The organism is Thermoplasmata archaeon, assembly GCA_035632695.1.
Lineage (GTDB): Archaea > Thermoplasmatota > Thermoplasmata > RBG-16-68-12 > RBG-16-68-12 > RBG-16-68-12.
Map to the genome: position 1 here is coordinate 1 of DASQGG010000109.1, position 21142 is coordinate 21142.

The 21142-nt window shown below is 65.9% G+C and carries 20 protein-coding genes and 1 tRNA gene; 9 read left to right on the forward strand and 12 right to left on the reverse strand.

Going from position 1 to position 21142, the window contains the following annotated elements; genetic code table 11:
• Positions 1 to 288 precede the first annotated feature (288 nt).
• On the forward strand, positions 289 to 525 hold the full coding sequence (locus VEY12_07375; protein ID HYM39947.1) for a PRC-barrel domain-containing protein: 237 nt from the start codon (positions 289 to 291) through the stop codon (positions 523 to 525).
• Here VEY12_07375 and VEY12_07380 read toward each other — a convergent pair.
• The 5 genes from VEY12_07380 to VEY12_07400 all read right to left on the reverse strand — a co-directional run bounded on the left by VEY12_07380 (position 522) and on the right by VEY12_07400 (position 3788).
• The gene (locus tag VEY12_07380; protein HYM39948.1) at positions 522 to 695 is read right to left on the reverse strand and encodes a hypothetical protein; all 174 of its coding nucleotides are present in this window, start codon (positions 693 to 695) and stop codon (positions 522 to 524) included. The genes VEY12_07375 and VEY12_07380 overlap by 4 nt on opposite strands.
• A 4-nt stretch (positions 696 to 699) precedes the next feature.
• Positions 700 to 2175, reverse strand: a complete 1476-nt coding sequence (locus VEY12_07385) for an SPFH domain-containing protein (protein ID HYM39949.1) — start codon at positions 2173 to 2175, stop codon at positions 700 to 702.
• Between the two features lie 18 nt (positions 2176 to 2193).
• The gene (locus VEY12_07390; GenBank protein HYM39950.1) at positions 2194 to 2730 is read right to left on the reverse strand and encodes a hypothetical protein; all 537 of its coding nucleotides are present in this window, start codon (positions 2728 to 2730) and stop codon (positions 2194 to 2196) included.
• A gap of 4 nt (positions 2731 to 2734) precedes the next feature.
• Positions 2735 to 3253, reverse strand: coding sequence for a zinc ribbon domain-containing protein (locus tag VEY12_07395; GenBank protein HYM39951.1), 519 nt, complete (start codon positions 3251 to 3253; stop codon positions 2735 to 2737).
• A 76-nt stretch (positions 3254 to 3329) separates the two neighbouring features.
• Positions 3330 to 3788, reverse strand: coding sequence for an Lrp/AsnC family transcriptional regulator (locus VEY12_07400; protein HYM39952.1), 459 nt, complete (start codon positions 3786 to 3788; stop codon positions 3330 to 3332).
• Between the two features lie 243 nt (positions 3789 to 4031).
• Here VEY12_07400 and glnA point away from each other — a divergent pair, with 243 nt between their 5' ends.
• From glnA to VEY12_07420, 4 genes are all read left to right on the forward strand, one after another.
• On the forward strand, positions 4032 to 5486 hold the full coding sequence (gene glnA, locus VEY12_07405; protein ID HYM39953.1) for a type I glutamate--ammonia ligase: 1455 nt from the start codon (positions 4032 to 4034) through the stop codon (positions 5484 to 5486).
• A gap of 209 nt (positions 5487 to 5695) precedes the next feature.
• Positions 5696 to 6877, forward strand: a complete 1182-nt coding sequence (locus VEY12_07410; protein ID HYM39954.1) for a hypothetical protein — start codon at positions 5696 to 5698, stop codon at positions 6875 to 6877.
• A 67-nt stretch (positions 6878 to 6944) separates the two neighbouring features.
• Entirely contained in the window at positions 6945 to 8282 is a 1338-nt protein-coding gene (locus VEY12_07415; protein ID HYM39955.1) for a glutamine synthetase family protein, read from the forward strand.
• A 30-nt stretch (positions 8283 to 8312) separates the two neighbouring features.
• Entirely contained in the window at positions 8313 to 8708 is a 396-nt protein-coding gene (locus VEY12_07420; protein HYM39956.1) for a hypothetical protein, read from the forward strand.
• A 6-nt stretch (positions 8709 to 8714) separates the two neighbouring features.
• On the opposite strand, the gene VEY12_07425 is transcribed toward VEY12_07420, so the two are convergent.
• The 3 genes from VEY12_07425 to rqcH form a co-directional block, all read right to left on the reverse strand.
• Positions 8715 to 9596, reverse strand: a complete 882-nt coding sequence (locus tag VEY12_07425; protein ID HYM39957.1) for a zinc metalloprotease HtpX — start codon at positions 9594 to 9596, stop codon at positions 8715 to 8717.
• A 115-nt stretch (positions 9597 to 9711) separates the two neighbouring features.
• Positions 9712 to 10986 carry a TrpB-like pyridoxal phosphate-dependent enzyme gene (locus VEY12_07430; GenBank protein ID HYM39958.1) on the reverse strand — a complete coding sequence of 425 codons (1275 nt, stop codon included), beginning with the start codon at positions 10984 to 10986 and terminating at the stop codon, positions 9712 to 9714.
• Between the two features lie 127 nt (positions 10987 to 11113).
• Positions 11114 to 12994 (reverse strand): ribosome rescue protein RqcH, encoded by a 1881-nt coding sequence (rqcH, locus tag VEY12_07435; GenBank protein ID HYM39959.1) that lies wholly within the window; start codon positions 12992 to 12994, stop codon positions 11114 to 11116.
• Between the two features lie 104 nt (positions 12995 to 13098).
• On the opposite strand from rqcH, the gene VEY12_07440 reads away from it, so the two are divergent.
• The gene (locus VEY12_07440) at positions 13099 to 13965 is read left to right on the forward strand and encodes an arginine deiminase family protein (protein ID HYM39960.1); all 867 of its coding nucleotides are present in this window, start codon (positions 13099 to 13101) and stop codon (positions 13963 to 13965) included.
• 10 nt (positions 13966 to 13975) lie between these two features.
• A complete protein-coding gene (locus VEY12_07445) occupies positions 13976 to 15235 on the forward strand; it encodes an ArgE/DapE family deacylase (protein ID HYM39961.1) in 1260 nt (419 codons plus the stop codon).
• Between the two features lie 9 nt (positions 15236 to 15244).
• Here the strand turns inward: VEY12_07445 and VEY12_07450 are convergent, their stop codons facing one another.
• On the reverse strand, positions 15245 to 15760 hold the full coding sequence (locus VEY12_07450) for a nitroreductase family protein (protein ID HYM39962.1): 516 nt from the start codon (positions 15758 to 15760) through the stop codon (positions 15245 to 15247).
• A 128-nt stretch (positions 15761 to 15888) separates the two neighbouring features.
• Between VEY12_07450 and VEY12_07455 the strand changes: the two genes are divergently transcribed.
• A tRNA-Thr gene (locus VEY12_07455) sits at positions 15889 to 15991 on the forward strand.
• 233 nt (positions 15992 to 16224) lie between these two features.
• On the opposite strand, the gene VEY12_07460 is transcribed toward VEY12_07455, so the two are convergent.
• Positions 16225 to 17067 carry a hypothetical protein gene (locus tag VEY12_07460; GenBank protein HYM39963.1) on the reverse strand — a complete coding sequence of 281 codons (843 nt, stop codon included), beginning with the start codon at positions 17065 to 17067 and terminating at the stop codon, positions 16225 to 16227.
• A gap of 320 nt (positions 17068 to 17387) precedes the next feature.
• On the opposite strand from VEY12_07460, the gene VEY12_07465 reads away from it, so the two are divergent.
• The gene (locus tag VEY12_07465; protein ID HYM39964.1) at positions 17388 to 18965 is read left to right on the forward strand and encodes an APC family permease; all 1578 of its coding nucleotides are present in this window, start codon (positions 17388 to 17390) and stop codon (positions 18963 to 18965) included.
• 51 nt (positions 18966 to 19016) lie between these two features.
• On the opposite strand, the gene VEY12_07470 is transcribed toward VEY12_07465, so the two are convergent.
• Positions 19017 to 20000, reverse strand: coding sequence for a metallophosphoesterase (locus VEY12_07470; GenBank protein ID HYM39965.1), 984 nt, complete (start codon positions 19998 to 20000; stop codon positions 19017 to 19019).
• Between the two features lie 77 nt (positions 20001 to 20077).
• Positions 20078 to 20944 (reverse strand): carbon-nitrogen hydrolase family protein, encoded by an 867-nt coding sequence (locus tag VEY12_07475; GenBank protein ID HYM39966.1) that lies wholly within the window; start codon positions 20942 to 20944, stop codon positions 20078 to 20080.
• Positions 20945 to 21142 lie beyond the last annotated feature (198 nt).

A 21142-nucleotide genomic window follows, 5' to 3' on the forward strand; every position in this document is an offset into this window, starting at 1 on the left:
CTGGGGCTCCTCGGGCGCGACGTCCTGGGGTGCCGCCATCGGGTGGTGGTTCCTCCTTGGTGGTGTTCTGTTCGGGATCCTTGGCGGTGTCTGGCCGTTCCTGAAGAGCATGCGGCAGCCCATGGTCCGCGCTCCGCCGCCCCGCGAATGGCAGGTCGAGCGGTGACGTCCATCCCGTAGGCCGTTGACACAAGGCTCATATAGCTCGCGTCAGATGTCTGTCAGACAAAGGGATGGGATCCCAACGCGGCGGGGCCGCGGAGGGCCCTCGCCGATGCGGGTGATGGGATGAAGAAGTTCGCAACCGAGCTCCGGGGGAAGACCGTCATGACGAACGACGGCCAGATCCTCGGGACGATCGACAATTTCATCGTGAACACGAAGAACGGAAAGCTGTCCGACGTCCTCGTCATGCCCGCCGAAAACGTCGGCGGCAAGGACTTCAAGACGGACCCCGAGGGCCGGTTCATCCTGCCCTTCAAGGGCATGCGGTCCGTGAAAGACGTCGTCGTGATGACGCTCTAGGCGCTCCCGGTCCGCTGTCCTCCGGTCAGCACCGCGATCGCGCGCTGCATCGCCGAGGGGTCCTCGAGGAGGGCCTCGAGCACGGCTTCGATCAAGGCCTCCGTCGACCAGATCTCAATAAGGAGGTCGGGGTCCCGGTTAAGGGACCACTCGACCTTGGGCGGGTCCACGTCCTCACTTCGTGACGTCTTTCAGCTTCCCCGCCAGCTCCGTGAGGTCCATCCCGGTGAGGGCCTTGACCAGGGCCGGCGCCGTCGCGGCGATGTCCACGACGCTGCCGACGAGCTGGGACGGTCCCCGTTCGCCCATGATGATGAGCTTCTGGGTCGTCTCGAGCGACTTCGCGGCGTTCTGGACGATCTCGGGCAGCTTCTCCACGATGAGCTGGGTGACCGCGGCCTTGCCGTACTTCTCCCAAGCCTCCGCCTTGGCCTGCATCGCAGCGGCCTCGGCGAGCCCGGTGGCCTTGATCGCGTAGGCCTGGGCCTCGCCTTTGAGGCGGATGATGTCCGCCTCCGCGGTCCCTTCCTGACGGATGCGCTCGGCCTCGCCCATCGCCGTGCGGGCGAGGCGCTCCCGCTCGCCCTCGGCCACGAGGATCGCGCGTTCCTTCTCGCCTTCCGCGGTGATGATGAGCTTGCGCTTCTCGCCGTCCGCGGTCGCGGCAACGGCGTCGGCGGCCGCCTTCGCGGGGACCACCTGCGCGGCGGTCTGCTCCTGCTCGCGGCGCTTGACCTCCTGCTCCTGGACGAGGACCTCCTGTTCCTTCGCGCGGATGTCGATCTTCCGCTGCTCGACGATGAGCTCCTGGTCCCGCTTGGCGGTCTGGAGCTGGAAGGCGATCTCCTTGTTCGCTCGCTCGAGTTCGACCGTGGCCTCGGATTGCTGCTTGATCACGTCCCGATCCCGGTGGTACTGGGCGACGTTCGCTTCGGCTTGGGCGTTCGCCTGTTCCGCCGCCTGGGCGGCGGTGGCCTCGGCGATGGTCGCCTCTCGGTTCGCGTTCGCCTTGCCGACCCGGGCGTCCCGCTTGACCTCCTCCGTCCTCTTCACCCCGAGGGCGTTCAGGTACCCCTGCGCATCCTCGATCTCCTTGATCACGAAGGACCGGATCTCGATGCCCATGTTCCGCAGGTCGTTGCCGGCCATGCCGAGGATCTTGGACGCGATCGCATCCCGGTCCGAGTTGACCTCCTCGACGGTCAGCGTGGCGCACACGCCACGGACGTGGCCCTCAAGGGTCTTCAGCGCGATCTCGTCGACCTGCTGCTCCGTCTTCCCGAGCAGGTTCTCCGCGGCCGTGTTCAGCGTGGCCTCGTCCGAGGAGATCTTGACCTGGGCGACGGCCTTGATGTTGATCTTGGCCCCCGAGCGCTTGACGTCCGTGACGATGTCCGATACGACGAGGTCCAGGGTGCGGACGTCGAGGCGCAGCCACTCCACGGACTCGACGATGGGCACGATGAGCTTCGCGCCTCCCGATAGGACCTGGTATCCGCGGCCGCCCCGTCCCTTCTGCTTCTTCCCGAAGACGACCATGGCCATGTTCGGAGGGACCTTCTTGTACCGGCTCGCATAGAGCAGGATAGCCGCAAAGACCACGATCACGATGCCCAAGATGACAAAGCTCAGAATCTCCTCGCCCGCCACAACAACCACCTCTTCCTGTCACACCTTGTGTACCTTCACCGAGTTCCCCACGACGCTGTCCACCACCACGTGCTCGTCCGTCGTGATTTCGTGGTCGGCGATGGCCTGCAGCAGCGTCCGCCCGCGAGCCTCCGTAACCACGACGATCTGACCCGGCTGACCCGGTCGGATCGGGACCAAGACCTGGCCCTTGAACCCAACCAGCGTCTCGAGGTCGACCCTTGTCTCCGCTTGGGTCTTCACGAACACGTTGACCATGAGGACATACATGCCGGCGCCTACGAGCCCCGCGCACGCGGCGGCCAGGAGCGGCGTGAGGACGATGCCGTAGCCGAGGTACTCGAAGATCGTCCCGAACCCGCCGAACGCGGCCCCGAAGGACGAGATGATGGGCAGACTCAGCGGGCTCATGCCGCCGCCGATCTCGCCACCCACCCCCACGTCGTGGTCGAAATCAATCCCACCGATGTCCCCCAGGGCCATGACCAGGAAGAGCAGCACGATGAACGCGATCATGATCCAGGTGTACGGGCTCAGACCAAACAGCCATGCCATGCTCTCAACGCTCCTCGGAACGCCGCCACTCGCGGGTGGCGGACGTCTGCTTCCTCGCGGGCAGTCGGACGACCTCCGACCCTCCCTTCGCCTGCGCACCGCAGTTCCAGCAGAAGGCATCGCCGGCGTGGAGCTGGACACCGCAGAACGTGCAGTAGGCCACGCTCGGCTTCGCGGGCGCGGCCTTCCGGGGCGCGGATGCCGGCGGGCTCGAGGCGGGCGCCGCACCACCTCGCGGCGGCGCGCGGGGAGGGGCAGGCGGGGGCGATGTGGGCGGGCCCTCGAACACCGTGCCGCACTCGTTGCAACTAGTGGCATCGGGGGAAACGAGTGCACCGCAGATGGGACAGATGTATCCCCGGAACACGACGCCCCGCTGCCCGAATCCCAGGTCGCGGTTCGGCTGGAACTCCAGCTCCCGCGAGGGCGGGAAGTCCAGGGGGCGGCCCGAATCGAACTCGAGCGGCCGTGCGGAGTCGAACTCGAGCTTCCGGCTCGGGTCGAAGTTCAGGTATCCCGCCATGTCCCTCCACTCCCGAGGAACTATGGGGGGCTCTGAAATGATATAGGTTTGGTAGGAACTCCCTTTATTCCGGAGCCTAGGGAAGAACTCGCCGCTCCTCCTTCACCACATTGAGGACCACCTGGGTGTACGTGTTCTCGACGTATTCCATGGATCCGAGCCGTTTGATGAACCCGTCGAGCTCCCGCGTGCTCTTGAGCCGGACGACGAGGATGGAGTCCCACTCTCCCGTGACGTCGAACACGGGGCTCACGCGGTCGTCCTTCGCAATGCGTCGCTGGTCCTCGAGGAGTTTCCCCTTGTGAATCTTGACCCCGACGACCGCCAGGACGTCGAACCCAATCTTGGACTCGTCGATCAGGGGCGCGTAGCCCGTGATCACGCCCTCGGACTCGAGTTTCCGGACTCGGTTGGAGACCGTGCTGATGCTCGCATCGACCTCCCTGGCAATGTCCCGGTAGGATTTCCGCGCATCCTGGTTCAAGAGCGCGAGGATCCGCAGGTCGAGCTCGTCCAGCTTCACCATGGGGGTCATGGCCGTCGCCCCGGGAAGGGCACCCCGGGCAATAGGTTAGCGGTGCCGTTCAAATGCTCGACATCGGGCCTGCGGTACGCCTGAGAACGCAACATTGTCTCACGTATCCGTTTCATATCGTTCAAATGTCCGGTACTACAACCTAACCATTTAAGTATGTAGCACTTCTATTGAACGGACCGGCAGGACGGAGCTTTTCGTCCGGCCGAAACCCCTTCCGGGGGTTCCGAAGGGAGGAAGCGAATGGCGGCCAAGAAGACAACCAGCGTAGACACCGTGCTGAAACGGATCCAGGCAGAGAAGATCCGCTGGATCGATCTGCAGTTCGTGGACTTGGTGGGCGGACTCCAACACATCACGATCCCGTCGACGTCGATCGGCGCCGAGGACTTCAAGCGCGGCATCGGGAAGCTGGACGGCTCGTCGATCAAGGGCTTCAAGGAAATCCACGAGTCGGACATGGTCATGAAGCCCGATCCAGCCACGTTCGCGATTCTTCCGTGGTACGATGGGGAGCACCGGACCGCCCGGATGATCGTCGACGTGTACGAGGGCGGCACGTACGAGCGCTTCACGCGCGACTCCCGGTTCATCGCGCAGAAGGCCGTCCAGTATGCGAAGGACTCCGGGTACGACACGACCTACTGGGGCCCCGAGATTGAGTTCTTCGTGTTTGACGGCATCCGGCTCACGCCGACCCCGGACCACGCGCGGAACCCTTGGTCCGGCGCCGGCTACGAGATCCTGAGCCGCGAGGCCCCGTGGCACGAGAACGGCGGCAAGGACTTCCCCATCCGGTTCAAGGAAGGGTACTATCCGGCGCCGCCCCTGGACAGTCTCGTGGACTTCCGGAACGAGGCCTGCCGCATCCTGATCGACGACTTCGGCATGACGCTGGACGCCCACCACCACGAGGTGGCGACCGCGGGCCAGTGCGAGATCGACATGCGGTACACGGAGCTCGTGCCCCAGGCGGACAACTGCGTCACGTATCGCTATGTGATGAAGATGGTCGCGCACCGGATGGGCATGATGGCCACGTTCATGCCCAAACCGATCTTCGGCGACAACGCGAGCGGAATGCACGTCCACCAGAGCGTCTGGACCAAGGGCAAGAACATGATGTACGACCCGGACGACACGTACGCGGAGATCAGCCAGACGTGCCGCTACTACATCGGCGGGCTGATGGACCACGCCCCATCCCTCTGCGCGTTCACCAACCCGACGACGAACTCGTACCGCCGGCTCGTGCCCGGGTACGAGGCCCCTGTGTTCATCGCGTGGTCCAAGCGGAACCGCAGCGCGAACATCCGCATCCCCATGTACTACAGCGGGATCGAGGCGGCGAAGCGTCTGGAGTACCGGACGCCGGACCCCTCGTGCAACCCGTACCTCGCGTTCGCTGCGTGCCTATCCGCGGGCCTCGACGGGATCAAGCGGAAGATTGACCCCGGCAACCCCGTGGACGAGGACCTCTACCACCTGAGCGCGTCGAAGCGCAAGTCCCTCGGCGTGCGCGAACTCCCCGGTTCCCTCAAGGAGTCCGTGGAACACCTCCAAACGGACTACATGTTCCTGAAGACCGTGTTCAGCCAGGACTTCCTCGAGAAGTACGAGGAGCTCAAGCTCGACGAGCACCTCCAGACCTCGCTGCGACCCTCGCCGTACGAGTTCTACCGGTACATGGACGCCTAGGCACGTCCGGCGCGAACCCGTTCGGGACAGGCTGAAATAGGTCGTCGCCTCATGCGAGCCGCGAGGCCGGGCCCGCGGGCCCCCGTAGGCCGCCCGGGTCTCGGCCTGGGGATGGCAGCACGCGCTACCCGTCGATCCGAGTCGCGATCGTAGCGAGCCTCGGCTGTCTCATCCTCTGGATCGCCTCCTCCCTCGCGCGAGCGTGGGCCGTGGTGGCCGGCCAGGCCGTCCTGGTCGCCCCCCTGTCGGGCGCGGAGTGGGGGCTGTACCTCCCGGCCCTCGGGTTCGTCGGCCTCATGATCATGGGGATGGCCCAGCAGTTTGTCCCCCTGTATTCGGGGCGGGAGATGTGGAGCGGGCGTGGTGCGCTCGTGCAAATCGCCGCGTCCGTCGCAGGCGTCTCGTTGATCGTGCTCAGCCCGTGGGTCAGCCCGGTCCTGGAGTCAATGGGCCTGGGTCTCTGGCTGCTCGGCACGCTCTTGTTCCTCGTCTGGATTCTGAAGACCGTCCGATCCCCCAAGGTCGCTGCGGGGCCCCAAGGCAAACATCCTGGGTTCCACACGATGGATCGACTTGGGATTCCGATGACGAGCGCTGCGGTGGTCTACCTGATTGCGGCGTCCACGGGGTTCCTCCTTGCCTCGCCCCCAGGCGCGCCGCTCGTTCCGATCGCCGCGGACCGCTGGTTCTCCTTCTTCCACCTGTATACCTTGGGCTTCATCCTCCTCATGGTCTTTGGCGTGGGCTTCCACCTCTTCCCCCGGTTTGCGGACGCCGTCCCGGATCTGCGGGTCGCGAAGGTCATCGTGGCCATGGCGCTGCCGGGACCCGCGCTCGTCGCGCTGACGATGCCGTTCCTGGACGACCCCTCCGTGGAGGTCGTCTTCGCCGTATTCGCGGTGTTCGAGGCGGTGGCCGCTATCCTGTTCGCTCTCACCATCCTGAGCCTCTGGCTCCGGAGCGAGCACCGACGCCCGGCCTCCATGTTCACGGCGACCTCCGGCTTGTGGCTCATCCTCGGGGTGGCGTTCGCGAGCCTGTTCGGCATTGCACCCAACACGACCCTGGAATGGGTGCCGGTCCACGGGTGGATCAACCTCTTCGGCTTTGCGGGCTTCGAGATCTTCGGGGTGACGCACGAGGTCTTGCCGCCCTTCACGTCCATGGGCCTGAAGGTCTCCCGCCGCGTGACACGCGTGGATTTCGTCCTTGCGAACGCGGGTCTCGCGCTCGTGGTCCTCTCGTTCGCGGCCGCGTTCGCAGGCAACGCCTTGACGGGGGACATCTTGGGCATTGGCGGCTTGGTGGTCCTCCTCGCGATGGTGCTCCTCTACGGATGGGGCACGGCGTACGCCCTGTTCGGAATCGTGCACCCTCGCCCGACGAAGTAAGGACGACTCGAAGAGAACCTTTATGGACCGCCCATCCATCGCGCGTCGGAAATCCGGGAGGGTGGGGATGGCGGACGACGATCCGAAGACGGAAGTCCTGGAGACCGCGAAGCGCGAGGAGGTCCAGTTCGTCCAGATCATGTTCATGGACCTCGTCGGGTTCGTGAAGACGGTCACGATTCCCGTGTCCAAGCTCGAGCGTGCCTTCGAGGAGGGCGTCGTGTTCGACGGCTCCTCGGTCGTGGGCTATGCGACGATCGAGGAGAGCGATATGCGCGCCCATCCCGTGCCGGAGACCTTCCAGGTGTTCCCGTGGACCACGGGCGACCTGCGGACCGCGGGAATCGTCTGCAACATCTACGACTCCAAGGGGAACCGGTTCGCGGGCGACCCCCGCTACATCCTAGAGCGGGTGGTCAAGCGCGCCCGGGAACTGGGCTACGTCCCCCACACGGGGCCGGAGTACGAGTTCTTCCTGTTCAAGATCGGACCGGACGGCCACCCCACGAACGTCCCGAGCGACAACGGACGGTACTTCGAGCAGCTGCCCGTGGATGCGGGGGAGATGGTCCGCAAGCAGGCCGCGTTCTACGGGAACATGATGGGCTTCGACGTGGAGGCGACCCACCACGAGGTCGCCCCGGGCCAGCACGAGCTCGACCTGCGCTACGCGGACGCGATGACCTCCGCCGACCGCGTGCTCTTCCTGAAGCACCTGATCCGCACGGTCGCCCTCCAGCACGGGCTCTATGCCACCTTCATGCCCAAGCCCATCTTCGGCGTGAACGGCACCGGCATGCACGTCCACCAGAGTCTCATCACCCCGGAGGGCGAGAACGCCTTCTTCGAGCCCACCGCGAAGTGGGAGATGTCCGAGCTCATGCTCCATTACCTCGCGGGCGTCCTGGCCCACGCGCGGGAGAACTGCGCCGTCCTCGCGTCGTGGGTGAACAGCTACAAGCGCCTCGTGCCCGGCTACGAGGCGCCCGTGTACATCTCTTGGGCGAACAAGAACCGCTCCGCCATGGTCCGCATCCCCCAGGGCCGCGGCATGCGCACCCGGATGGAGGTCCGGAACCCGGACTCCGCGGGGAACCCCTACCTGCAGTACGCGGTCATGATCGCCGCCGGCCTCGCGGGCGTCGGCCAGACGCTCGACCCGCCCGAGCCCGTGGAGACGGACATCTACGCCTTGACGGCCGCGGAGCGGCGGAAGCTCGGGATCGGCTCCCTCCCCGGAAGCCTCGAGGAGGCCCTGGACGAATTCGAGAAGTCCGAGCTCATGCGGGAGACCCTCGGCTCCCACGTGTTCCCCCACTGGCTCTACATCAAGCGGAAGGAGTGGGACGACTACCGCGTCCACGTGACGGACTACGAGCTCGAGAAGTACCTCCCGATTCTCTGAGCGCCATCGGGTTTAAGTCGGAGGGCCGCTGTGGCCTCCGCGACCACCATGGCGGAAGTCCGCGACGACGTGTCCGAGGAGCGCCAGATCCTCAAGAACGCGAAGATCCTGGACGAGAAGCTCCTCGACCAGATGGACCTGTATCCCGGGGACCGCGTGCGGTTCCGGTTCTACTATCCCCAGCAGGGCTTCGAGGAGATCGTTGGCCACTTCCTCGGCTTCTACACGCTCTACGAGGGCCCCGAGGGCGGCGGGGACCTGAACCTCCAGATCCGCGCGGTGAAGAACGGCCGCTCGACGGTCCTGTGCAAGGACCGCAACTACCTCGAGGAGTGGGAGGTCTTGGAGCCCAACCTCGAGGTCCGCGACAAGATCCGCGACCTGGACTCCCGCGCGGGCCGCCACATCGGGCACGAGTTCGGTTGACCGGGCTCAGTAGGTGTCCACGCCGCGGGCCAGGTCCTGCAGCTTCCGGATGCGCTCCTCGATGGGCGGGTGGGTCCGGAACAGCCGCGTGAGGCTCGTCGCGGCGAACGGGTTCACGATGAACAGACCCTGGGACGCTGGGCTGCCGAACTGGAACGGCCGCCGGCGGTTCGCGGTCTCGAGCTTCTGGAGCGCGGAGGCGAGGGCGAGGGGCTCGCCGATCGTCTTGGCGCCGCTGTAGTCCGCCTTGGTCTCCCGGCTGCGAGAGATGGCGAGCTGGACCAGGAGGGCGGCGATCGGGGCGAGGATCATCCCGAGGATGGCGATGATGGCCGTGCCTTCGGACGCATTCCGGTTGCGCCCGCCCCCGAAGAGCGAGTTCCACATCGCGATCTGGGCCAGGTAGGAGATCGCGCCCGCGATCGTGGCGGCGACCGCCATGACCAGGATGTCTCGGTTCTTCACGTGGGAGATCTCGTGGGCGATCACGCCGCGCAGCTCGTCCTCGGTCAGGATCCCGAGGATGCCCTGGGTGACCGCGACAACGGCGCGGTTCGGGTTGCGGCCCGTGGCGAACGCGTTCGGTGTCTGGGTCGGGACCACGGCGACCCGCGGCATGGGGAGGTTCGCCTTCTGCGAGACCTCTCGAACGATCCGGAACAGGTCGGGAGCCTGTGCCTCCGTGATCATCTTCGCGCGGTACGACCAGAGGACCATCCGGTCGGAGAGGAAGTAGCTCACGATGTTGATGCCCGCGGCCATGATCAGGAACAGGATCACGCTCGAAACGGGGTCCGCGAAGAAGTAGGAACCGATCGCCCAGCCGAAGATGACGAAGACCGCCGTCAGCGTCGCGAAGAGGATGAAGAGGCGGATGCGCGCTCCCATGATGTCCACTCCCCACTGCCTTGGGTCCTTTTTCACGCGGATGTCCCTTATCAAGTTAGCGAAAGGGCTTCCGGCATGCCTCCGCAAAGGTGATAGGGAGGGACCGCCGGCGTCCTCAGACGCCGAGGACCTCCGCGTATCCCTCCATGTCCATGAAGCCGTGGCCGCTGATGTTGAACGCGATGGTCTTCTTCTCGCCGCTCTCCTTGCATTTCACGGCCTCGTCCATCGCGCACGCGACGCTGTAGGCACTCTCGGGCGCGGGAAGGAACCCCTCCGTCTGGACGAAGGTCCGGGCACGCTCGAACACGTACTTCTCATCCGCCGGGTAGGCCACCGTGTCGAGGTACCCCAGGTGCCGCAGGAACGAGAGGATGGGCGCCGCCCCGTGGTACCGCAGGCCGTCCCCGCGGATCGGGTGCATCTCCGCGTGGTGACCCAGGGTGTACATCTTCAGGAGCGGGGTGATCTCCGCGTGGTCTGCGAAATCGTAGCGATACTCGCCCTGGAGGTTCGGTGCGGCCTGGCTCTGGGCCGCGATGAACCGAATGTCCTTGCCGTTGATGGCGTCCGCAAAGAAGGGAAGCGTGAATCCGCCAAAGTTCGAGCCGCCTCCGAGGCACGAGATCATGACGTCCGGATATTCGCCGATGCGCTGGAACTGGGCCTTCGTCTCGAGCCCGATGACCGTCTGGTGGAGTAGGACATGGTTCAGGACGGAGCCCAGGCAGTAGATCGCCTTGTCGTCGCCGCGCGCGTCCTCGAGGCCCTCGGAGACCGCAATCCCTAGGGAACCCGGGTGCTTCGGGTTCTCTTTGAGGAGTTCGCGCCCCGTCTTCGTGTGGTGGCTCGGGGACGCGTACACCTCCGCGCCGTAGAGCTTCATGAACGCGCGCCGCTGCGTCTTCCAGTCGTGAACCGCGCGGACCCAGTAGATCGTCGTCTGCAAGCCCGCGAGGCTCGCGGCGTATGCGAGCGCGGTCCCCCACTGCCCCGCACCGGTCTCCGTGGTCAGGCGCTCGTAGCCCTCCTTCCTCGCGTAGAAGGCCTGGGCCAGGGCCGTGTTCACCTTGTGGCTCCCCGTCGGACTGTAGAACTCCGCCTTGTAGTACAGGTGGGCGGGCGTCCCGAGCTTCTGTTCGAGGCGCTTCGCGCGGAACAGCGGCCGCGGGCGGCCCGCCTGGGCGTACAGCTCCTGGATCTCCTCGGGGATGTCGATCCACCGCTGCGTCGAGTTCTCCTGGCGGAGGCATTCGCCCAGGAGCAGCTCCGGGAGGAGCTTGACGCGCGACGGCCCCTCCTCCGGGTCCTTGGGCGGCGGCAGGGGCTCGGGCAGGTCGGGTACGATGTTGTACCACTTCGTGGGACGGTCGTCCTCCGGCAGCGTCACGACAAGAGAATCCGAGCGCACCCTCTCACCCCGTTGAACCTACGCCCCGGGGTATGTCCGAAAAGCGGCATTAGCATTTGCCCGCCTCCCGTACCAGAAGTGCGGCACGGAGTCCAACAACGCGCCCTTACAGGGTCACGCCGACGCTCTCGACGACGTCAGTGCCTCCCGCCGGGAGGATGCGGGCGATCTCCTCGATGGGCACCTCGAAGACCGCCGCAAGTCGCTTCGCGAGACGCTCGCGGTCCTCCTTCCCCGGTGCGAGGACGACGTACTTGGGGGAGCGGGAGACGACCGCGGAGACGGGCCCGCCCATGATCTTCCGATGGCCCTCCACCTCGACCTCGCCGATGGCCAGGCGCACGGGGAGATCGTGGACATAGTTCCGCTTGCCGCGGATGACGAAGGCGCCGCGGGGCAGGAACTCGCCCGACTCGGCCTGCTTGGACACCTGCTCGGGCAGCACCCAGTACGCGCTGCCGCTCGCGGTTCCCGCGGACCAGGCCTTGCTGTACGCGAGCGCGAACTCACACGCCTCTCGGAGCGTGACCTCCCCGGCCTTGGATCCTTCCTTGACCACGGTGGACGGCGCGCCGTGGAGGTCCGCGTGGGCGTAGCGGTCGCCCTCCTTGAGGTGCTTCTTCACGAGCTGGTCGTTCGTCCGCGCGTCCCGGCCACCGAGGATCAGGAAGCCCTCCGAGGACATCGTCCACCGGTAGGCGTCGAACCACATGGCCCTCGTGCCCTTGACCTTCGGGCGCTTCGCGACCTTGACCGCCTTCTTGCGCGCGGCGGCGAGCTCCTGCCGCGTCGTCGCAATGGCCTCTTCGACGCGCTGCGCCTTGAGCTGCGCCTCGCGCCGCGCCTCGTACAGGGCCTGCGCGTTCGCGGTGACGTCCTTGTCGTAGGCGAGGACGAGCGCGTCGAAGTCTCCGATGGCCACGGTCACCGTGTGCGCCTTCCGGTCCACGGCCTTGATCTGGCCGTGCTCGGGCGGGTCCCGTCCCTCGCGAATCCCTTTCAGCAGCTCATCGAATAGCGGATAATGGCCGTACAGGAAGATCGCTTGCGCCTCGTCCCGGATGATCTCGTCCCGCAGGGCCTTGAGCGTCTCCTCCTGCTGGGCGATTCGGCGTTCGAACTTCGCGGCGACCTCGTCGGGCGGAGTCGCCTCGGGCTCCGCGACATTCAGGTAGCGGGAGAGGGCGGCGTTGAACGTCGGGAACTCCTCCCGGTCCGCCTGCGCATACTGCAGGAGTTCGACGGGCGTCGCGTCGATGGCCCTCTTGTCCTTGGAGATCACCGCGGGCCGGCGCTCCTGGTCCAGGGCCACCACGATGTTGTTCAGGGCCGTGTAGAGCGCGTCCACCTGCGCGTCCGCGAGATCCCGCACCTTCGTGTCCTTGTCCACGCGTGCGCGAAGGCAGAGCTCCTCGGCGTACTGGCCTCCGAGGTTGAGGAGGCTCGCGAGGACGCGGACGACCTGACCCTTGGCCTCCCGGATCGTCGTTCCGAACCCGTTCCGGTCGAGCTCCAAAGGGTCGACTCCTGCGGGCGGGAACGCGTACGGTTCGTCCGGGCGCACGACGCGGTCCTTGTACGTCTGCGCGTACAGGCAGGCCACGGTGGTGTCGCCTCGCGTGACGATCAGGTTGCCCTTCCCGAACAGCTCGAAGATGATCCGGAGCGCCTCGCCGCCCCGGTCCACGGTCAGGATCGCGATCCGGTCGAACCAGCGCTGCTCCACGGCGGTGATGCGCGCGTTGTCGAGCAGCCGCCGCAGCGTCTGCGCGAACGCGGGCGGCGAATCCGGCTTGTCCTCGACCTCGTGAAGGCAGAGCCATTGTCCCGACTTGGAGTACAGCTCGACCTTCTCGCGGCCGGGGACGTTGATCCGGAAGATGACCTCGCCTTCCTTCTGGTACGCCTTGTCGACGTACGCGCCGACGAGGTCCTGCCACTCCGCGACGAGGGCTTTGAGGTCGAAGGAGGAGAGGGCGGTCTTCATCCGGTGCACCGAAGGTGGCGGCATTACTTGACCGTTCCCACCCGTACGTCGCATTGAATACGCCGCAGGGATTCTCCGCCGCGATCGAAAGGAGACCTGAGGCGATGGCCGCGTCCTACGGCTGCCAGAGCATGGTGGACCCGCTCCGCCGCGTCCTGGTGCGGCGGCCCGACACCGCGTTCGCCGTGGAGGACCCCCGTGCGTGGCACTACAAGGGGCGGCCGGATCTCGGGATCGCCCGCGCCGAGCACGACGCGTTCGTCGGCCTCATGCGCGACGCCGGCGTCGAGGTGCTCTACCACGATGCCGCGCAGCCCGGCCGCGCGGACTCCATCTTCGTCCACGATCCCGCCATCGTCACGGACCGCGGTGCGGTTCTCCTGCGGATGGGCAAGCGCCTCCGGGAAGGCGAGGAGAGCGCGATCGGCCGGAGATTCGAAGAGCTGGACGTGCCCATCTTCTACGAGCTCCACGACGACGCGCGCGCGGAGGGCGGCGACCTGGTGTGGGTGGACCACGGCACGCTTGCCGTGGGTCAGGGGTTCCGGACCAACGAGGAGGGTCTGCGGCAACTCGAGGAGGCGCTGGGGCCGATCGGCGTGAAGGCCGTGTCCGCGGACCTGCCGTACGGTGAGGGGCCGGACGCCTGCCTCCACTTGATGTCCCTGATCAGCCTGATTCGGTCGAACCTGGCGGTCATCTACGAGCCCCTCCTCCCCACGCCGCTCCACGGGCTCCTCGTGCACCGCGGCTTCCGCTTCGTCACCGTCCCCGACGACGAGTTCGATTCCATGGGCTGCAACGTCCTCGCCGTCGCGCCGGGCGAGTGCGTCATGCTCGAGGGCAACCCGGTCACGAAGGCGCGGCTCGAGAAGGCAGGCTGCCGGGTGCGCACGTATCGCGGGAACGAGATCTCCCTGAAGGCGGAGGGTGGCCCTACGTGCCTTACCCGGCCGATCCTCCGGCGCTAGGATGGCGACCATGGACGAAGTGGAACGACGCGTCCTCGATGCGATCGACATGGACCGGCTGGTTTCCTTCCTTCGGGAGCTCATCGCGATCCCGAGTCTCGGCGGTCATGAGCGGGACGCGCAGGACGAGGTGGCCGCGGCGATGCGGGAGATCGATCTGGACGTGGACGACTGGAACCTCGACCTCGCCCAGCTCCGGTCGCATCCCATGTTTGCCATGGAGGTCGAACGGACGGAGGGCCGCGGCGTCGTGGGAACCCTACGCGGCGAGGGCGGTGGCAAGAGCCTGATTCTCAACGGCCACGTGGATGTCGTCCCTCCCGGCGATCCTGCGAACTGGCGTTTTCCTCCGTGGGAGGGCGCGGTCCATGACGGACGCGTCCACGGCCGCGGTTCCGTCGACATGAAGGGAGGCCTTGCCTGCGCGTTGTTCGCCGTCAAAGCGATCCACGATGCGGGTGCCCGCCTGCGCGGTTCCGTGATCCTCGAGAGCGTGATCGGCGAGGAGGACGGTGGCGTGGGAACCTTGGCCGCGTGTCTCCGCGGCTACCATGCGGACGGCGCCGTGGTCGTCGAGCCCACGCAACTCCGCGTGGCTCCCTCCCAGGCGGGCGCCCTCACGTTCCGCATCACGGTCCCGGGGCTCTCCGCCCACGCGTGCGTGCGCGAAGAGGGCGTGAGCGCCTTCGAGAAGTTCCTTCCGATTCATGCCGCGCTGCTGGACCTGGAACGGGAGAGGAACCGGGAGGTGCAAGACCCCCTGTACCGCCGCTACCGCCTCCCGTTTGCCCTGAGCCTGGGACGGATCGAGGCGGGGAACTGGTCGTCCTCGGTCCCGGAGAGCCTCGTCGCGGAAGGCCGCCTGGGCGTGAGGGTGGGCGAGGATCCGGAGGCCGCGCGGAAGGCCCTCGAAGTCGCGGTCCGTCGTGCCGCGTCCGCGGATGCATGGCTCCGAGACCACCCCGTCAAGGTGGAGTGGTGGGGCGGCCAGTTCCACCCCGCCTCGGTCCCCATCGATCACCCGCTCCCGCAGACGGTGGCTGGTGCGCTCGCGGATGCGAGCGGATCCGCGGCGGCGTTTGAAGGGATGACGTACGGGTCGGACATGCGTCTCCTGATCCACGTGGGGAAGACGCCCGCGGTCCTGTTCGGCCCGGGAGACGTGCGGCACGCCCATCGGCCCAACGAATCCGTGAGCCTCTCGGACCTGCGGACGATGGCCCGGACGTTGGCGCTGACCGTGTTGCGGTTCTGCGGTGCCTTCGCGTGAAGGTCCGGCTCACCAGTGTTCCCAGTGCAGGACTTCGTCGAGCGCGAGTCGCTCCGGGGGCGCTGGGTTCTCCGCGGGCCACCCGAGCGCCACCAACGTGACGGGCCGTGCGTATCGCGGGAGGTGCAGGACTTGGCGCACCTCGTCCTCGTTGAAGGAGCCCATCCAGACGGCACCGAGACCTCGCTCGTGCGCGGCGAGCAGGAACGTCTGGGTGGCCGCCGCCGCATCCTGGACGGAGAAGAGTTCCCGCCCCCGCGGGCCGTACTTCGCGATTCGCTTTGCGTTCGTGCAGATGACCAGGACCGCCGCGGCCAGAGCGAGCTCGGTCTGATCCGCCGCCTGAGCGAGAGCGTCTTTCGTCTTCTCGTCCCTCACGACGATGAAGTCCCGCGCCTGCAGGTTCCCCGCGGAGGGCGCCCAGTTGGCCAGATCCACGAGTTCGCGGAGGAGCGCCTCCGGGACGGGCGCCTTTTGGAACGCCCGGATGCTGCGCCGAGAGCGAATGATCGAAGCCAGGTCCATGGCCTGCGGAACCGCGGGGACAACCTTTCAACGTGAGGAAACGGTTGTAGTGACCGCGGCGAATCCGTTCGGTTCCTCAGGGATTCACCGATAGGCCTAAGTAACGCGCGCCGATAGGCCGGTCCGCTGCCGCAGTGGCTTAGTGGTATAGCGGCGCCTTGGTATCGCCGAATCCGCACGGATCCGGGGACAAACAGGCGCAGGTCGGGGGTTCAATTCCCCCCTGCGGCTTCTCCCCGCTGAAGCGCCGCATGGACGGGTCGGGCATGGAGAGCCGATCGTCAAAGTATCTGCCGGGGCGAGCGCACCCTCGGGCGTTCTGAGGAGGAGGAAGTCCGCAATCTCGCGGTGCCCGAGGGCAGGACCGTACGTTCGGACCTCACGTTCAGCCCACGCCACGGTTCCTGGTGGTCCGGATCCCAAATACGACGGCCGCCGCCTTGACCGCGCTGCGGCGAACTTGCCTAGCGCACGACCTCTTCCACTTCGCGATACCAGGGCTTCGTGGTCCCCGCCTTGGCCCGCTTCTCCCAGTGTCGTCCCTTGGGCACGCGGTGGAGCGCCGCCTCCAGGGCTCCGATGCGGGCTTCGATGCGGGAGACCTGATCCGGCTTCATCCGTCCCTCCGCGACGAAGGTCCCCATGAGCTGCCGCGTCTTCGCGAGGTTTTGCGTTGCCTCGTACCAGAATCCCCAGTCGTCGGCAACGAGGCTCGAGATGTATCCCGCGTCGACGGCCTCCTTCTCGCCGTTTGCCGCGGGCTTCACATCGTGTCCGAAGAACAGGATCATCAGGTCCACAAGGTCCTTGCGCGCAATCTTGTGGATCTGCAGTTTCTCGAGCACGATGTCGGAAAGCGTGATCGTCGGGAAGTCGAGCTCCAGGCGGCCGTCACCCGGCTTCCGTCCGAACTCGACGTCGTGGCTGAACTCCAGTTTGTCCAGGAAGATGTCCACGTGGAACTTCCCGCCGCCTTCGTAATAGATGAGCCGCCGATCGCCGAAGAACCCGTTGACCATGCTGTCGGGCTTGAAGCCCATCTTCTCGAAGACCGAGCTGATCGACCGGCCCTGCTTCGCGTACCCCATGAGGTCGAGGTCCGTGAAGAGAGGCGTGCCCGCGCTCACGCGGCCGAGGGCGTGGAACAGGGAGATCGCATCGGGAATGTGCGCGGAGTGAGCGTAGATTGCGAGCGACCCTAGGATGCGGAGGGCCGTCCCTTCCGCATGGGCCGCCCGGACGATGTCCTCCGCGGCCTTCAGGAAGTCTTGGTCGCTCAGGGCCACGAACGTGGGTTCGTGGGCCATGTTCGGGTTCGGCGAGATCTTCTCCTCCCAGTTTCGCCTCGGTGACGGAGCGCACTGGCGGCGTGCTGCCGCGGCGGGGGGCTAGCGGCGCCGGCTTCTATAAGCTTGTCTCCATCGGAAGGAGAGGAGCGTCGTCTCGACGACCTCGGTCGTGGGCCATTCGAAAGCTTGAAAAGAGCCATGACGGTTCCTGTCACGGGGAAATTCGGGGAGGCGGAAAGACGGCAGGATCCGACGTCGACGTCTTCGCGAGACGCAGTGAGCCCGCGACGGGACAGGTACAGGTCTTCACGCGCCGGGCCTCAGGGCTCGTCCGGGTGATGTCTCCGTACTCGGCCTTCGCGTACAACATCTTGAATATCGGGATCATTTTCCCGTGGGTCTACATCGGAACGATCCCCTTCTTCCCGGACGCGAACGTCTGGGAGGGCATCGTGATCTGTGGGATCTTCACGGCGTTCCTGGCGGTGGTGTACGCGGGCCTCGCGTCCGCGATGCCTCGGACGGGCGGCGACTATGTGTTCCAGAGCCGTACATTACGTCCGTGGTTCGGCTTCGCCACGGTTGCGATGATGATCATCACGTTCTTTTGCCAATGGCAAGCCCTCGCTGGCTGGCTCGTCTCGATCCTCGGTATGTATCCGTTGATCACGGGACTCGGCGTGACGATGAACAACACCACGCTCATCGCGTGGGGAGCGTGGTACATCACTCCGTGGGGCATCACAATCACCTCGTGGGTCTTCTCCACGATCGCGGCGCTGGTCCTGATCAAGAGCTTCCGCTGGTTCGTCCAGATCCAGTGGGTCATGTGGTACGGTTTCCTGCTGAGCTTCTTCCTCATGGTCGCACTGTTCCTCCTGACGCCGCACTCCGTGTTCGTGGATCGATACAACCACGCGGCAGCCCTCATCAACGGCCTGCCTGCGGGTAACTACTACAACCAGGTGATCCCGGGTGCCCAAGCGGCAGGGTTCAATCCCGCCAGCACGCTCGCCTTCGCGAGCACCCTCTTGGTCGTCCCCGTGGCACTCACGAGCCTGGGGTGGGTCGGATACGCCCAGGAGCAGGCGGGGGAGATCCAGGGCGCCCAGAGCCTCCGGAACCAGATGTTCATCAACTTCGGCGGCGGCGTCGTGAGCATGGTGATGATGGGAGTCCTCGCCTACGCGATGCTGGCAACGGTCGACCAGAACTGGCTCGCAGGGCTGGCGTTCCCGGGGAACGCCAACACGCTCATCCTCCCGTGGTTCAGCACTCTGGCCATGATGCTGACGGACAACCCGATTATCCTCGTCCTGATGATCTTCGGGATTCTGCTGAACGCGATTCAAATCGTGTTCAACGTGATTGTTGGCTGGACGCGTGTGGCCGTGGCCATGTCCATCGACGGCGTCCTGCCCAAGTTCGTGAGCAAGGTGAGCCCGCGGACACACACCCCGGTGAACGCGCACATCATCTTCCTGATCCTCGGAGGCTTCGTCTTCTCCGCGGTGTACAACCTAGTCCCGAACTACACGGTGTACACCCTGGCGGTGACCGCCGTCGCGACCGTGATGTACATCGGCACGGCGGTGGGCGGCGCGGTCTTCCCGTGGACGCGCAAAGAGGTCTACCGGACCGCCCCGATTTCGAAGTACAAGGTCGGCCCCATTCCGGTGATAACGATCTGCGGGGTCATCGCGGCGGTCTTCAGCGCCTGGATGCTGTACTACTTCCTGACGTATCCGTTCCTCGTCGGGATCGATTGGTCCAAGGGCATCCTGGGCAACTGGTTCCTGGTCGCCGTCGTCTTGGTCTTCGTCTTCTGGGTGGGGTACTACTTCCTCCGCCGGTGGTACTTGAGGACCATCGGGATTGAGCTGGAGCTCGCGTACAAGGAAGTGCCGCCCATCTAGGCGACAGGCGTCGCCGAGCCTCCGAGCATCGGGTCGCGAGCCCGGAGGCTCCTATCCTGACGTGAACTGGTAGCTCAGGACCCGGTCCCGCTCGAGGTTGATGATCGCGCCCCGGAGCGTCCCGGAGGTGTACTCGGAGCCGGGGTCCACGAGGACGCTCTTCTTGATCTTCGTCGCGTTCTTCGTTTCGTGGATGTGTCCATGGAGCCCCAAGAGCGGCTGGTGCTCCTCGATCGCCTGGCGGACCGAGGTGCTGCCGACCGGGATGAGAATCTGTTGTCCCCCTTGCGTCACAGGGGTCGGGGGGTCCTTCGTCGCATCGAGCTTCGGCGCGATGTCCAGCCCCGTCTCGTACGGCGGCACGTGCATGAGGTAGATTGCATGCGCGGGGTCCTCGACCTTGTTGAGCAGCGGACTCAGGCGCCGTGCGAGCTCGTCCTCCTCGAGCTCCCGGGGCGTCTTCCACGGGGACGGGTTCGTCCATCCAAATCCAAGCAGTTCGTGGTCCTCGTCGAACCGGACGACCTGCTCGTCCACGTAGTGCACGTGAGGTTTCGACACCGCCTTGGCGAGGGCCTCGGCCTTGTCGTCGTTCCCGCCAATCCAGTACATGGGGATGTCCAGGGGCGCAAGATGCTTCTCCGCCATGTCCGTCCAGCGTTGAATCTCGTCGATCATGAGCTGGGTGAAGAGGTCCTCCACCTTCTTCGGACTCGCGCGGAAGGCGTCGTACTCCTCCTGCGTGAGGCGTATCGGATACGGCCCCGAGTTCGCGATGTCCCGTTCAATGGCCCCAAGATCCTTCTCCGTGAGGTTCTCCCGGAGCTGTCCCGAAAGGCGCGTCGAATACGTGCCGTCCTTCTGCTGCACGATGGGCGTGATCGTCTTGGCGGTGAGATCGCCCCCCATCATGAGCGCGTCCACATCGTAGAACTTCGCGGCCCCGAGGAACTTGCGGTACGTGATCTCAGAGCCATGGATGTCGACGGCGAGGAAGATGCGTTTGAACTTGCGCTTCGACGATTCGAACGGCATCGAAACAGCGCGGAGAGGCGACCGAAGGGTTTAGTCTTTTGGGAGAGGCGATGCCGGTGGCGCCTGGGGGCCCGCGGTCAACGTCTCGCTCTCGTCCGTGACGATCGCCGAGTCGGACGTTGGGTGGCAGACCGTCTTTGGCGGGATCCATGCGTCCCGCCCGGAGGGGCGATGACCATCCGAGGATCGGTTTGGAGGTCGTTGCGCGGGTTCGGGCGCTTGGCGAGAGGGACTTCCTCGAACGGGATTTCAAAGACCCGGTGCTCCTCGCTCTCCCCCAGGATCGTGATCTGTCCCCACGGGTCGGCCAGACACGACTGCCCCGGGAACACCGCGCCGCGTTCCGGTCCGGTGCGGTTCGTCACCGCGACGAAAATCCCGTACGCGTAGGCGGTCGCCATCGCGAGGAAGGCGTGCGGGTGCAGCCCGTGGCTCGGGCCGTGGGCGTCGACCGCCCAGGCTGTCGGCGCAAGGATGAGCTCGGCGCCCTGTCGCGACAGGTACGCGGAGAGCTCGGGGAACTGGATGTCGTAGCAGACTTCGATTCCGATCCGCCGGCCCTGGAACTCGACCATGCAAGGCCGGCCGCCCTCGCGGAACAGGAGCTTCTCGCGGTTCCACAGGTGGATCTTCCGGTAGATGGACGTACCTTGGGGACCGACCGCGTACGCCGAGTTGTATCTCGCTCCAGCGGCCTGCTCGGCGAATCCCCCGACGATCAGCTTGCCGGTCGCCGCACTGATGCGCTCGAGCTCGCCCAGCGCGGAGGGCGCGTCCACGTACGGACGGATCTCCTCCGGCTTCTCGTACATGTAGCCGCAGCTCGAAAGTTCTGGGAAGACGACGATGTCCGCGGGGCTCCGCCGGGACCACTCGCGAATCCGCTCCCAGTTCTCCTCGCGTCCCGGGAACTTCGGCGCGAACTGCACGAGTTCGATTCGCATCCATGCAGAGAAGGGAACCGCACGGAATGAACTTTCGTCCAGCGACGGGCGGTGCGCCCCTCGTCGACCCCTCGACGAAATGAGTCGGCCGGTATTAGGCCACCCGAAATCGAGATATACCGACCGGCGCGGTGTCCGCGGCGTGGGCGGGGGAGGTCGCGCCGCATCTTGGACAAGAGAGCGCGCGCCCCGCGCTGT

Bases quoted from the DNA above. Each gene is read 5' to 3' on its own strand.
- VEY12_07375 (HYM39947.1), top strand. From the start codon at position 289: ATGAAGAAGTTCGCAACCGAGCTCCGGGGGAAGACCGTCATGACGAAC.
- VEY12_07475 (HYM39966.1), bottom strand. From the start codon at position 20,944: ATGCGAATCGAACTCGTGCAGTTCGCGCCGAAGTTCCCGGGACGCGAG.
- VEY12_07460 (HYM39963.1), bottom strand. From the start codon at position 17,067: ATGGCCCACGAACCCACGTTCGTGGCCCTGAGCGACCAAGACTTCCTG.
- VEY12_07470 (HYM39965.1), bottom strand. From the start codon at position 20,000: ATGCCGTTCGAATCGTCGAAGCGCAAGTTCAAACGCATCTTCCTCGCC.
- VEY12_07415 (HYM39955.1), top strand. From the start codon at position 6,945: ATGGCGGACGACGATCCGAAGACGGAAGTCCTGGAGACCGCGAAGCGC.
- VEY12_07440 (HYM39960.1), top strand. From the start codon at position 13,099: ATGGCCGCGTCCTACGGCTGCCAGAGCATGGTGGACCCGCTCCGCCGC.
- glnA (HYM39953.1), top strand. From the start codon at position 4,032: ATGGCGGCCAAGAAGACAACCAGCGTAGACACCGTGCTGAAACGGATC.
- VEY12_07465 (HYM39964.1), top strand. From the start codon at position 17,388: ATGTCTCCGTACTCGGCCTTCGCGTACAACATCTTGAATATCGGGATC.
- VEY12_07400 (HYM39952.1), bottom strand. From the start codon at position 3,788: ATGACCCCCATGGTGAAGCTGGACGAGCTCGACCTGCGGATCCTCGCG.
- VEY12_07445 (HYM39961.1), top strand. From the start codon at position 13,976: ATGGACGAAGTGGAACGACGCGTCCTCGATGCGATCGACATGGACCGG.
- VEY12_07425 (HYM39957.1), bottom strand. From the start codon at position 9,596: ATGGGAGCGCGCATCCGCCTCTTCATCCTCTTCGCGACGCTGACGGCG.
- rqcH (HYM39959.1), bottom strand. From the start codon at position 12,994: ATGAAGACCGCCCTCTCCTCCTTCGACCTCAAAGCCCTCGTCGCGGAG.
- VEY12_07390 (HYM39950.1), bottom strand. From the start codon at position 2,730: ATGGCATGGCTGTTTGGTCTGAGCCCGTACACCTGGATCATGATCGCG.
- VEY12_07395 (HYM39951.1), bottom strand. From the start codon at position 3,253: ATGGCGGGATACCTGAACTTCGACCCGAGCCGGAAGCTCGAGTTCGAC.
- VEY12_07450 (HYM39962.1), bottom strand. From the start codon at position 15,760: ATGGACCTGGCTTCGATCATTCGCTCTCGGCGCAGCATCCGGGCGTTC.